Annotated in this window: 4 protein-coding genes; all 4 read left to right on the forward strand. The window is 59.9% G+C overall.

Annotated elements, in window-relative coordinates:
- The first annotated feature begins 71 nt into the window (after positions 1–71).
- The 4 genes from DID96_RS20815 (at position 72) to DID96_RS20830 (ending at position 13,699) form a co-directional block, all read left to right on the forward strand.
- Positions 72–5,879 carry an FkbM family methyltransferase gene (locus DID96_RS20815; protein WP_124601155.1) on the forward strand — a complete coding sequence of 1,936 codons (5,808 nt, stop codon included), beginning with the start codon at positions 72–74 and terminating at the stop codon, positions 5,877–5,879.
- Between the two features lie 564 nt (positions 5,880–6,443).
- Positions 6,444–7,673, forward strand: a complete 1,230-nt coding sequence (locus tag DID96_RS20820; protein WP_124601156.1) for a hypothetical protein — start codon at positions 6,444–6,446, stop codon at positions 7,671–7,673.
- A 90-nt stretch (positions 7,674–7,763) separates the two neighbouring features.
- Positions 7,764–11,141 carry a heparinase II/III family protein gene (locus DID96_RS20825; protein WP_124601157.1) on the forward strand — a complete coding sequence of 1,126 codons (3,378 nt, stop codon included), beginning with the start codon at positions 7,764–7,766 and terminating at the stop codon, positions 11,139–11,141.
- A gap of 38 nt (positions 11,142–11,179) precedes the next feature.
- Positions 11,180–13,699 (forward strand): DUF6270 domain-containing protein, encoded by a 2,520-nt coding sequence (locus DID96_RS20830; protein ID WP_124601158.1) that lies wholly within the window; start codon positions 11,180–11,182, stop codon positions 13,697–13,699.
- The last annotated feature ends 41 nt before the right edge of the window (positions 13,700–13,740 follow it).

The following is a 13,740-nucleotide window of genomic DNA, read 5'->3' on the forward strand; positions in this document are numbered from 1 at the left end:
AGGGCTTCAGCGCCCGTCGGCCGAGCCGGCGGACGGGCGAATTCGAACGATAACGAGGCAAGGAAGTCGGTATGAGCGTGAAGGTCGAATCGGACGACAGCTACTGTGATCTGCATGTCGGAAGCACGTATTACAAAATACTGCTTCCTCACGCGACGACCGACTATATCCAGGGCAGGATCAACAGCGAGGGCCGACCCTACGAACACGTGATGCTCGAGGACATGGCTTCGCGAGTGCAGCGCGGGCAACTGATTCTCGATGTCGGCGCGAATATCGGCAACCACGCGCTGTACATGGCCATGGTGTCCGGCAGCGAGGTCATCGCATTCGAACCGAATGCGGAGCTCTGCGACGCGCTGCGCCGAAGCATCGACGAGAACGGGGCCGGCGAGCGCATGACCGTACGGCAATGTGCGGTCGGTGCGGTGAACGGGAAAGGCCGGTTCGCCGAAATTCACGTCGACAATCTGGGCGCGCAGTCCGTGAAAGTAGGAGAGGGTGATATCGATGTCATCACCCTCGACTCGCTTGCGTTCGATGCGCCTGTCAAGCTGGTCAAGATCGACGTCGAGGGAATGGAGCTGGACGTGCTGCGTGGCGCGTCGAACCTCCTGGAAAAGGACCGTCCGCTGATCTACGTCGAGTGTCTCGACGAAGGTCAGTTCTTTGCCGTCTCCGACCATCTCGCAGCGCTCGGCTACGGGTATTGGGAAACCTTCAACGCGACGCCGACGCATCTGTTCGTTCCGAACGAACATGCGACGCCCGAGCAGTTTCATTCCCGCTTGAGTCATGCAGTTGCGCAAGGTATTTACCACACGGGGTTTCAATTGCACGAGGCGCAGCAGAGGCTTGGCGACGCCAACCACAAGTACCGCTCGGCGACCGAGCTGGTCGCGCTGTACAAGTCGCAGGTCACCGATCTGGCCGCCGACAAGCTCGCGCTCGAAACGGATCTGGCGGCGATCAAGCAGCGTTTCGACGCGACGAGCGCCGATCACCGTAGTGCGGCGGACCGCGTTGCCGCGCTCAGGGCGCAGATGGAGAAGAATCTGGCCGCACTGGACGCCGCGCGCCACGAGCTGAACGAAGCGCGGGACGCAGCGTCGGAATATGGACGGCGCCTGGCAGAGAGCGAACATGAATTGACGGTTCGGCAAGCGTTGTCCGAGCAGGCCGATGCGACCAACAAGGAGCGTCTCGACGACTGGCAACGGTGGGCAGCCGAACTGGAATCGCGCACTTCGGCGGAGCTGGCAAGAGTGCATGAAGAAACCGCGTCAGTTCGGCATCAACTGGAAGAGGCGCAGGCGAAATTCCAGCGCGCGGTCGGCGACAACCGCCTCCTCGAATTGCGTGCATCGACGCTCGACGCGGATCTGGGGCGTGTCCAGGCCGAGCGGGAACGTGTACAGAAACAACTGACATCACTGAACGCGAAGCAGGCCAATCTCGTGTCGCGTGCCGAGAAGCTGTCAGCCGATCTGAACAAACAGCGGGTCGCGCAGCTTGCTGCCGAAGCGGAGGCCGGGCGCGAGCGCGCGCATCTGACGGCAGAGATCGAGACGCTGCGGAATCTGAGCGGAAATCAGTCGAACGACATCATTCGGCTCAACGCGGAAATCGACGCGCTGAAAACGTCCCTGGCGGATCTCGAGGACCGGCGAATCCGGGAGTCGGCCGCATTGAGACAGGAATGCGACCAGTTTGCGGAGCAATGTGCGGCCTTGCGAGCGGAGCGCTCGAACCAGGACGAGACGATCGCGCAATTGGACGCGGAGATTCAAAGGCTGCGCGACGTCGAAGAGGCTGCACGCCGCAACACTGCAGAACTCGAACAGCAGCTCGCGCGCCGGTTGGAGGACGACGTCCGGCAGAACCACAAGATTGCCGAGCTTGCTTCGACATACGACGCATTGAATGCGTTGCACGAGCGCGAAATCACGGATTTCGAGCAATATCGCGCCGACACCGAAATCACGATCGACGCGCTCGAATCGACGGCGCGCGAGCACACGGAGCGGATCGGCCGTCTGACTGGCGAGCTCGACGCGCTCGAGAGCGAACTCGTCCGGCGCAGCGAGACGATCGGGCAGTTGACCGCAGACATCGACGCGGCAAGCGAGCTGTCGAAGAAGCAAGAACAACTGCACGCCGACGGACTTGCGTCGCTTCAGGAAAAAATCGACGCGCTGCAAGCAGAGCGCGGCAGCCGCGAGGCGGAGCGGCAAGAGCTCAGGTCGACGCTCTCGGTCCTGCGGTCGGAAAGCAAGGCCGGCGTCTCCAATCTCGAGCGCATCAAGCTGGACGCCGTCCGTCACAAGGTTGCGTTGACGGAAGCGAACGCGCATGTCGAGCGCCTGCGCCAGCAGGTGATCGCCGCAAATCAGCAGGTGTTGCGCACCAAGAACACGCTGTCGTTCCAGCTGGGACACGCGCTGATATTCGGCACCAAGTCATGGGGCGGCTTTTTCGCGCTGCCGGGCAAGCTGTTGGCGATTCACAAATTGTCCAGGCAGCGTCGCCACGAGAAAAGCCTGAAGGGACAAAAGACGGTGCATGCGAAGCCCGCCGTGCCCGGCGTTTCCGGCCCGCGGCGAAGCGAAATCGTCGAGCATGTTGCCGATGCTGCACGCGCACGATTGCAGGGGCTGCATGACGACAACGGGCAGCAGCTTGCGCATCGGATGAAGCAGCTCAAGGTGGCGGCGATCATGGACGAGTTTACGTTCGGTTCGTACGATCCCGAATGCAATTTGCTGCAACTGACGCCGACGCATTGGCAGACCGAACTGAGCGCGTTCAACCCGGACATGCTGTTCATCGAATCGGCATGGCGGGGCAAGGACGACCTGTGGGGCAGCAAGGTTGGCCACATGAGCCAGGAGGTCGTGGGTATCGTCCAGTGGTGCCGCGATCACAAGATCCCGACGATCTTCTGGAACAAGGAAGATCCCGTCCACTTCGAGACGTTCCTCTCGACTGCGAAGCTGTTCGATTTTGTCTTCACGACGGATATCGACTGCATTCATCGATACAAGTCCGCGCTTGGACACGAGCGTGTCTATCTGCTGCCGTTCGCCGCGCAGCCTTTCGTCAACAACCCGATCGAGAAGTACGAGCGGAAAGACGCGTTCTGCTTTGCAGGCGCCTATTACGTCCGGTACCCGGAGCGGACGCGCGATCTCGGCAATTTCATCGTGAATCTGCCCGAGTATCGACCGCTCGAGATCTACGACAGAAACTACGGAAAGAACGATTCGAGTTACCAGTTCCCGGAAGAGTATCAGCCGTTCATCGTCGGCAATCTTCCGTATTCGGAAATCGACAAGGCGTACAAGGGCTACAAATACGCGATCAATCTGAACTCGATCAAGCAGTCGCAATCGATGTTTGCGCGCCGCGTGTTCGAGTTGCTGGCATCGAACACGATCACGGTCAGCAATTTCTCGCGGGGTGTACGCCTGATGTTCGGCGACCTGGTCGTAACGAGCGATAGTGGATCGGAAATCCGGCGGCGTCTCGACGCACTTGGCGGAGACGAAGCCGGCACGCGGAAGCTTCGCCTCGCCGCGTTGCGCAAGGTGATGCGCGAGCATACCTATCAGGATCGGCTCGCTTACGTGATCTCGAAGGTCAGCGAGGAGAACTTGCCGTCGTTGCTGCCGCAGATCGTCGTGATCGGTTATGCAAAGGATCAGGTACAGACGGATCGCATCCTGCAGTCGTTCGCGCGACAGCGATACGAATCGAAGACGCTGGTGCTCATCGTGCCCGAGCAGTTCAGCCCGACGGGGATCCCGAACGGGGACACGGTGCGCGTACTGTCTGCGCTCGAATCGGACACCGTGACGCTGCCGACGCTCGCGTCGCCGGCCGCGTGGCTGTCGGTCATGGTCGCGGACGATCATTACGGTGAGCACTACCTGACCGACCTCGCACTGGCCACGCGTTACTCGAATGCACTTGCGATCGGCAAGGTCGCGCAGTATGTGTGGTCGGGCAGCAAGGGCATGTCGCTGATCCGCAGCGAAGCGGCGTACACGCACGTTCAGAGCGTGCCGGCACGAGCCGGTATCGCGCGCCTCGATACGTTGCCGAGCGTCACGCTGCGCGAATGGATGAGGGAACCGTACACCGCGCAGTTCGAGAGCGATGCAGGCTTCGCCGTCGACGAATTCAACTACTGCCGCAGCGGTGTCGCACTCGATGACGCCGGTCGTGCAGCCGTCGACGATGCGGTCATGGCCGACCAGGGTTTGACGCTGGCCGAAATCCAGAAGCGGGCGGAAGCGATCGAGCCGGAGAAGGTCGACAGCGCCGCGCTTCCGCAACTGCGTGGAGGCGACCTCGCATCAATGCTGACGAAGGCGCCCGCCAACAGCCGTGTGTCGATGGTCGAGCGCGGTGGATGCCTGCAGGTCGATTCAGCACTGCCGGACGGCACGCATGAATACTGGTATGCAGACCGGGATTTCGAGCCGTCGGCGCTTTCGGTCGACAATGGTCACTTGCGGTTCCATCTGGAAACCACGCCCGGCCTGAATCTTCAGATCGCCGTGCTGTTTCTCGATGGCGCGAAGGCGCGAATCGGCCACGTCGTCAAAGCTGCCAACCGCAACCACGATGTCGAACTGCCCGCGAACACCGCGTACCTGCGGCTTGGTCTGCGCGTATATGCGGGCGGCTCCGCGCGCGTTCAATCGTTGCTGCTCGGCCACCGGTCGCTTCTGCCGGCTGACGTGTTCGCGCAAGGGCAGCACCTCGTGCTGACGAATCACTACCCGTCGTATGACGATCTCTATCGCAACGGATTCGTGCACAGCCGGGTGCGCGGCTATCGGGACCGCGGCGTGCGTAGCGACGTGTTCCGTTTCCGCGCCGAACAGATGGCGGAGTACCAGGAGTTCGAGAACATCGACGTCATGACGGGCGGCGCCGATGTCCTGAACCGATTGCTGGAGACGGGTCGATACCGTTCCGTGCTCGTCCATTTCCTCGACGAGGCAATGTGGGAGGTGCTGAAGCAGTACGCGGACCGCATGAAGATCGTCGTGTGGGCTCATGGTGCCGATATTCAAAGCTTCGAGCGACGGGCGTTCCTCTATGACGATGCCGAGCAGCGCACGGCGGCAGCGGCAAAGAGCGAAAAGCGTCTCGCATTCTGGCGAGACGTGTTGAATGAACGGCCGGCGTCGCTGCATCTCGTCTTCGTTTCGCAATATCTTGCGACGACGGCGATGGAGGATCTCGGGGTCGTGCTGCCGAACGACGCGTACAGCGTCATCCACAATCCGATCGACACCAGACGGTTCAACTACGTCGAGAAGGATGTCGAACTGAGAAAGAAGGTGCTTTCGATCCGGCCGTATGCGTCGAAGGTGTATGGCAACGATCTGAGCGTGCGGGCGATTCTCGCGCTCTCGGGCAAACCGGGCTTCGACGGGATGCAGTTCCATCTGGTCGGCGATGGCGTCCTGTTCGACGAGACGGTCGAGCCGCTTCGTGCATTCCCGAACGTCAGGATCGAGCGACGCTTCCTGACGCAAGGCGAGATTGCCGACCTGCATAAGGAATACGGAATTTTCCTGTGTCCGTCGCGAATGGACACGCAAGGCGTTTCGCGCGACGAGGCGATGGCGTCGGGCCTCGTGCCGGTCACGAACAGCGTTGCGGCGATTCCGGAGTTCGTTGACGAATCCTGCGGCGTGCTCGCGCCGGAGGAGGATGCGGATGCGATTGCCGACGGCATGCTGGCCCTGGCCGAAAACCCGCACAGGTTTGCGGCGATGAGCGTCGAAGCGGCGCGCCGCGTACGGCGGCAAAGCGGTCACGAGCTGGTGATCGAGCGCGAGATCGCCTGCTTTCGGGATTGATCGGGGCGCCGTGTCCGACGAGTCGTGCGGCCATGCTCGACGGTAAGTGTGGCACGCGCATTCGGGCCGGTCGCGAAACTGTCTTCACGACCGGTTTTCTGCTGACTGTGGCGCTTGGATGCACATGACGTGGCCTGTGCTGGTGATCGTGTAGGTGGTAGCAAGACCTTGAAAACCAGCGGCGCGCAGCTCGAGCAACATACCGAGCTGCGCTGTCGATCGTGATCGTGGCAGGGGAAAGATGGACCAACAATACTTGGATCGTGTCGTGTCCGGCAAGCGCCAGCCGACGGTATGCTGCGTCGCGCGCTTGAACGGGAGAGCGACGGTCGAACAGCGCGCGACAATCGCGCGATTCGAACCCCGGATCGGATGCGCGAGGGGCGTCTGGTCCCGGATTTACGACGCTCCAGGGAAACTCGGGATCGCTGCCGGGATCGAGCTCATCGCTCGCCGTTTTCGGATCGTCTGTGGACGTATCTGCTGCCCTGAACAATGACAATGATGCAACATAGCCCGAATTGCCATCACTCCTTGGATGGCATTCTGCTCTCCGACACGGGAGTGCAATTTTCGCTCGATATCACGGGGGCGAATCGATTCACCCTCTGCTTCGACCTGCATTGCGGACCGCTAACAGGACTCAATCAGGCGCTGGTCCGGGTGGAGTTCGAGGAGCCGCCCGAGGACCTCAAGCAAATGGGATTCGTGCATTCGCATCACGGATGGTGGTATAGGTACATCCCCACGACGGCGGGAACCGTTTCGATCGATTGGGAGTTCTCGCAGGCCGAAGCGTTTGCAGGTGTCGTGCACTTCAATGTGCAGACCTGGGGGGCGAGCGATCTCGTGAGACTCAAATCCTTTGTTGCGCTTACTAGCCCGTCAGTGGCGGGCCTGTCGGAACGTTACGCGGATTCGCGTGACGCCGGCCGGTATCCGCCAAAGATCTGGCCGAGCATTAGCGAGTTCCTGGCTGCACCGATGCTTGAAAGCTCTGCCCATATCGTCCCGGTCAATGATCTGCTGCTGGAGTTTTTGGTCGTCGACCGCGGCAGCCCCGCGCTCTTTTGCTTTCTGCACGGCAACGCTCCGCGTTCCGAAGTATTCAAGTTGCCGGTGTTCAGCGGCGTATCGATGATGAGCAACGTAAACAGCTCGATCCTCATATTCTCCGATCCGGCGCTGCTGCTGGACCCGAGCCTGACGATCGCATGGCACGTCGGTACGTCGACAACGCCGCTGCAGTACGTGTACGAGCTGATTACGAGAAAGGTCCGTTCGGTTCTCGCTCCGGAGCGGCTCGTGTTCTGGGGCGGATCGGGGGGAGGCTTCGCTTCGCTTTATCTGTCGACGAAGTTTGCGGACTCGACGGCCTTCGTATGGAATCCGCAGACGTCGATTCTGGCATTCGAGGAAATGGCCGTACGGAACTTCGGGCGCGTTTGTTTTGGCACCGACGATCTCGCGGAGCTTCAGAAGAGACTCGATGGCGTCGCCGTGGCCGATCTGGGGGACGCGTACAAAGGCATCGGAAATCGGGTGATTTATCTTCAGAATTTCACGGATTGGCACACCGACCATCATCTGAAACCGTTTCTGGAGAAAGCCAGCCTTCCGTCATTCACGGGAAGTGAATACTGGGGCTGGCTGGAGGACAGGTTCTTTCTGCATCTCGGCAGTCTTGCACAAGGCCACGAGCCGCCCCCAAAGGAGGCGATCAATGCGTTTCTGGTCAAGTTGGCGCAGTCTGGGCCGGACGAAATCGAAACGGTAAAGGTGTCCGGGCATTGATCGGTATCCGAGTGCAATGACCAATGGAAATCTCATGGATACGAAGCAGGCGTGCGAGCCTGCGATCGACAAATACGGCGTGGTTTCGCTATGAATGAAGCATGGATTGATCAGGTTGTATTGAATCGCGGGCACGGGGTCCTGAGCGGCGGGCTCAGCATCGAGCGCAAGACGTCGGTGCGCTTGTCCGCCACGATCGGCTGGGAGCCACCGGAAAAAGCGAACCTGCTCTTCGTGATCACCGGCGAGCAACTGACCGAGGTCAAGGCAGCAGAGATCGGCTTCATCAAGACGACGACAGGCTATTACAAGTACCTGTTGCCATTCATCAACGGCGACCGGATCGAATTCGAGTTCGACGCGGTGCCGGAGATCACCAGCTTCCAGATTCGGCCGTGGAACATGACCACGCCGGTCGTGCTTCAGGACGTGGTTCTGATGAGCGACGCCGCCGTGCCCGAGTTTCCTGGAGCAGCCAGGAAGGTCATGAAAAAATGGCACGCATTGACTGCCGATGGAACACGCCCGCTGTCGGCGAATTTACTGGTACGGAAATCGGGATGCGGTTTCAACTGCGTCGCGCATTGCAATCGCTGGTTCGAGTCGATGGACGATTTCAGCCTGCGCTCGCAGACCGAGGCGTTTGGCCGCGACGACATCTATGTCGAAACCCGCTCCGGAGAACTGATTCCTGCATCGTTGCAGCGCGCAAAGCCGGCATTTCTCGACGTTCCAGCGTCCCTCGATCAGTATCTGAAGTCGATCGGCGACAAATCCAGGAACATGATTCGCAAGGCGCAGCGGCTCGCCTATGAGTTCCGGGACGTCGACCCGGACGCATTCGGGCAGGATATCTATGAGATCAGGACGTCCGATCCGATGCGGCAAGGGCGGCCGATACCCGAGTATTTCCATTCGAATCCGCCGAAGTACGTGATTTCGCGCAGCCCGGTGGATTGCGGCATACATACCGAAAAGTTCGTCGGCATATTCCAGGGGGACCGTCTGGTGTCGTACGTCACCCTCTTCCTGTTTGGGGAAATCGCGCAAATCAATCACATCCTGTGTCACAAGGAGCACATCGCGAACGGCGTGATGAATCTCAACGTGATGCACGTGGTCGATGAACTGATCAAGCATCATCGCCACGTGAAGGCGGTGAATTACATGTACATCGCCGATCCCAACAGCGGAATTGATACGTTCAGGCGCAGCGTCGGCTTTTCCCCGCGGAATTTTCTTGCCTACGATGGCGTGATACCCGCACTGATTGATGGTGCACAGCAAGACGAGTCCGCGGATGCCCCTGTTGCGTCGACGGCGCAAGAGAAGGGCCGGAAGAAGGAAAAGCTGCGGCTCTCGGAGTGGTCGTTCGTGCGCGAACAGATCGGCATCGACGGAGCCCTCGAGCACATGACGAGCAAGATCGGGCGTCCGGTCCCGGTGATAGAGGCACCGGTTCCCGAGCGATTCGTGGACTTCGTGTCGCGCGGACTGACGAATTCAATGGCTGAGCAGCCGGTTGGTGCCGTTATTGGCGTTCCGTTTCCGAGCCGGGTCAGCGAGGAAACCGGTCATGGCATTGCTGAATATTTGAGCAAACGTTTCAAGGGGTGCCCGGTCGAAAACAGCGGCTTCCAGGATGGCTTCAAGGGCGGGGCGTTTCGTGCGCTGGCGTTCTTTGATGTGGCCGAGTGGAGCGCAGAGTTTTGCGACGGGTTCCTCGTGCTCGAGAAAGTGAGTGAGACTGCCGGTGCGTCGCTCGCGGACGCCGAGGCAGCAGAGGTACAGGTGCTGAGTGCCGACGATTTCTTGCGCTCGGTGAGTCCTCGTCCGTCTAGCCTCGACCGCGTTCGTCTGGTGACCGACTATCACGCGCTGCCGCCGGACTGGTTGCAGGACGGTGTCGCGCAGATGTCGTTCATGGCGGGAGCGACGCGTATCGGCGTCACCCTCGGGGCGCGCTTTCCGTGGAACCACACGTTCACGTTGAACGCCGATCGCATGTGGTATTTCTCGCTCGCCTATGTCGGTCGTCTGCTCGCGACCTGGACGAGTCGGAACGACGAATCCGCGCGCAGGATGGCGATCGATCTGATCAGCGACTTCATGGAGTTCAATGCGTCGCCGGAGAACCGGCAGATGGTGGGCTCCATCCCGTCCGCAGATCATTCGGCAAGCGAGCGGCTGAAGGTGCTGCTGACGTGTCATCAATTGCTAGAAGAAAGCGAGGCTCCGGAACTTGCGAAGCTTCGAGCGCCACTGCTGCGCGAAATCCACTTGTGGGCGGAATGGCTCGCGGACGACCGCAATCTTGGCGTCGGCAATCACAAGCTGATGGGTGCAACGTCGCTTATCTACTTGAGCGCGCTTTTGTCGGATAATGCGGGCCGCGGTTACATCAGGATTGCCGCGGACCGTGTTCTTGCGCTGGCCGACGATTCGTTCGACCGGGATGGACTGTGCAATGAAAACACGATCGGATATCACAATTTCAATCTGTCGCTCTACCGGAAACTTCGAACCGTGCTTTCCTCGCTCGACATGGCCGACGAATTGCGAGGGAAAATCGACACTCTGATCGACCGGGCGGGCGGGGCGCTCGAACTGTGCGTGCTTCCGGGCGGGACGATTCCGCCGATCGGCGATTCGCCTCGATACGAACTCGGGTTGCCGTCCAGGAACGGCGCGTTCTGCTTTTTCGAATCGGGCTTCGCGGTGGTGAAGCGGGACGATTTTTATTTTTCGCTGGTATGCGGAGGACGGACGGAATGGCATAAGCAGATGGACGATTCGTCGATCTATCTGCAATACAAGGGGGTAGACGTCGTCATTGATGCGGGGAGTTACTCGTACGATCAGAGCAACCCGTATACTCGATGCATTACGTCGACCACCGGACATAGCGGCATTGTCCCTGCGTCGCTCGATGGCCTGCCGCGGCATGAGGTCCAGTCGAAGTTCGGCCCCGTGTCAGGACGGATCGAGAGATTCGAGGAATCGGACGATGGCGTCAGGATCGCGTGTTCGTACGCCGTGAAGGGATGTGACGCAACGTACAAACGCTACATCTATGTGGGGCATGCCGACGAGGTGGTGGTGGTCGATACGTTCGACGCCCCCGAGTCGGCCGATACGGTGCAGCGTTTCATTCTCGGCCCGGGGCTGGAAGTGGCCGCCGGGGACGGGGTAATCCGGCTGACGGCGCCGTCATTTGCCGGTGCGATCGTCCATCAGGCGGTTGCCGATATTTACCAAGGCCAGTCCGAGGACAAGATACGCGGCTGGAGCGCATTCGAATTCGGAAAGGTGGTGCCGACGACGGGTATCGATCTGCGCACCGGCAATACGGAACGGGAATTTTCGACGATTATCAGGCTCGCCGACGATGGATCGGGTAAGTGTTCCACAGCGGCAATGAATTTCGCAAGACGCGCGGACCCGTTCTTTGCAGCGGCAACCGTGTGATTGCATGACCAAAACAAAAGCCACACGAGGAAAAATGGATGGCGTGCAGTAATCCGAAGCTTCTGATCCATGGGAGTTGCGTCAGTCGAGACGCCTTTACCGATCGATATCCGCAATCATCGCGATACGAGCTGGTCGGCTATCTGGCGCGCAGCTCATTGGCGACTGCGTTTTCTCACGGCGAGGTCGAGGGCATCGACTTTGACGCGATCGCGTCACCGTTTCAACGCAGGATGGTGCAATCGGACGTTTCGCATGGGCTGAGCGCAATGCTCGCCAGCGGAGGCTTTGATCTGCTGCTGGTGGATCTGATCGACGAACGGTTCAACCTGTTCGTGGACGAGTTCGGTGCGCGGTGTACGGTCTCGGGTGAATTGCAGTCCTCGGGTTTCGAGCCGGGGGCACGCCGTGGACAGGTGATCAAGCCGTTTACCGACGCATTCTTCGACCTGTGGGAAGAGGGCTGGCGTGCGATCGTGGCGGCGCTGGATGCGCACGGCCGTCTCAGGGCGCTGGTTGTCAACGAAGTGTACTGGAGCAAGGCTTGCTCTGACGGCACGGACTTCATGCCGTCATATTCGGGCGACGACATCGACCAGGCAAACGCATTTCTGTGCAGGCAGTATGCGCGGATGCGCAAGGATCTCGACGAGGACCAATTCCTGCATTTTGACGCTTCGCTGCTGGTCGGCGCTGTCGATCATCAATGGGGGAAGAGTCCGTTTCATTTCGTGAATGCGTATTACACCAATTTGCTCGACAGCCTCGAACGGTACACGACGCAACCCCGGTCGAACAGCGCGGGGACGTCTGGCAAGCAGGGGGGCAGCGTGGGTTTCGTAAAATATTTTCAGGACAAGCTGCGGCTGGCCGGAATCAAGTTTCGCCATGAGGAAGTGGAGCGCGTGACTGCATGGCACAGCGACAGGGTGACGCTGCAGAAGGCGGGGCCTGGCGTGGAGGTCAGCGTGCGCGCGACGGGCGATACGCGTATCAGGATGAGCGCGATCGTCAACGGAGATCTGTCGGGGAACAGAAACCTGCTGCTGGTAGTCAGCGGCGACGGTCTGACCGACGCAGAAATGCATGCGATGGGCTACGCGAAGTCATGGGTTGGCTACTTCCGTTATCTCAGGAAAGATATTCGGGACGGTCAGCTTCGCGCCGAGATCGCGATCAATGCCAAGGTCACGTCGTTCAGGATCATGACGTGGAATTTCGATGGCCCCGTTCTGCTTTTCGACCTGAACTTCGAATCCAGCGACGCGACGCTCAGCGGCTCGATGCTGACGGAGAAGCGCCGGGACGACGGGCATTCCGTCAATATCGTCCGTGAACCGGCAATTCGGGCCAACATGCTGCTCAAGAAGCACCGCTGCGGGCCCGAGTGTATCGTTCACTGCGACAAATGGTTCTCGTCGATGGATGCGTTCGCGTCTCGGCACAATGTCGAGAAATACGGTCGGGATCCCGTTTTCATCGAGGCTGGCAGCGGTGAATTGATGCCGGCAAGCCTGCAAAAGTCGAATCCGGCGTTCCTGACGATTCCCGAATCGGTGGACGCGTATCTCCGGTCAATTGGCGACAAGTCCCGGAACATGATTCAGAAGGCGACCAAGCTCGGATACGAATTCCTCGACGCGGGCCCTGCGGGCTTCGAGCAGGATATCTACGAGATCCGTACGTCTGATCCGATGCGGCAGGGGCGCCCGATTCCCCAATACTATTATTCCAACCCGCCGGTATACGTGATGAGTCCGAGCGCCGTCGGGTGCGAATACCATACCGAACGATTCTTCGGCATCGTGCATGACGGGCATCTCGTTTCGTACATCACGCTATTCATGTTCGGGGAACTCGCGCAGATCAATCACATCCTCTGCCACAAGGAACACGTGAAGAACGGGGTGATGAACCTCAACGTGTTCAGTGTCGTGAAGGAACTGATCGAGAAATTCCCGTGGGTCAAGGCGATCAACTACCTGTACGTCAACGACGACGGTCTCGGCATCAACCTGTTCAAGCGCAGCGTCGGCTTCAAATCGGAACGATTCATCGCGTACGACAGCACACTGGACGCGCTTCAGCCCGCTCCGGTGGATGACGGTGCCAAACATGACGTCGCCCCGCGCGCCGAACCGAGCGAAAGTCAGAAGCCGCGCGTGAAACTCACGAAATGGCAATTCGTGCGGGAGTCGGTGCAACGTGCGTCGCTGGCATCGAAGGTCGAATCGCTGCTCGAACGGCCGTGGACCGCCTTGCCACATCCGTCCGATTCGGAGTTCGCGAAGTTCTGCTCGACCGGCCTCGGCGAGGCGACCGAGTCTCACCCGGTGGGCGCGTGCTTTCTGGTCCCGTTTCCCAGCCGGGCCGAGGAGCATCGTCATCCGGACGTGGCCCGCTATCTTGCCCGCAGATTCAAGGGCAACCCGATCCCGGACGACGGGTTTTCGGTCGCATTCCGCGGCGGGAACCTGCGTGCGCTCGCGTACTTCGGAATCGAAGAGGATTCCGGCAGTTTGTTCGATGGTGTATTGGTGCTGGAGAAAGTGGCGTGACCCGGCGCCACGGCCCGTGTGACGAGGCCTCGATTTCCTGT

It is taken from the genome of Burkholderia sp. Bp8963 (assembly GCF_003854275.1).
GTDB lineage: Bacteria > Pseudomonadota > Gammaproteobacteria > Burkholderiales > Burkholderiaceae > Burkholderia.

Excerpts from the sequence above, each read along its gene's own strand:
- DID96_RS20815 (WP_124601155.1), top strand. The coding sequence starts at position 72 with ATGAGCGTGAAGGTCGAATCGGACGACAGCTACTGTGATCTGCATGTC.
- DID96_RS20825 (WP_124601157.1), top strand. The coding sequence starts at position 7,764 with ATGAATGAAGCATGGATTGATCAGGTTGTATTGAATCGCGGGCACGGG.
- DID96_RS20830 (WP_124601158.1), top strand. The coding sequence starts at position 11,180 with ATGGCGTGCAGTAATCCGAAGCTTCTGATCCATGGGAGTTGCGTCAGT.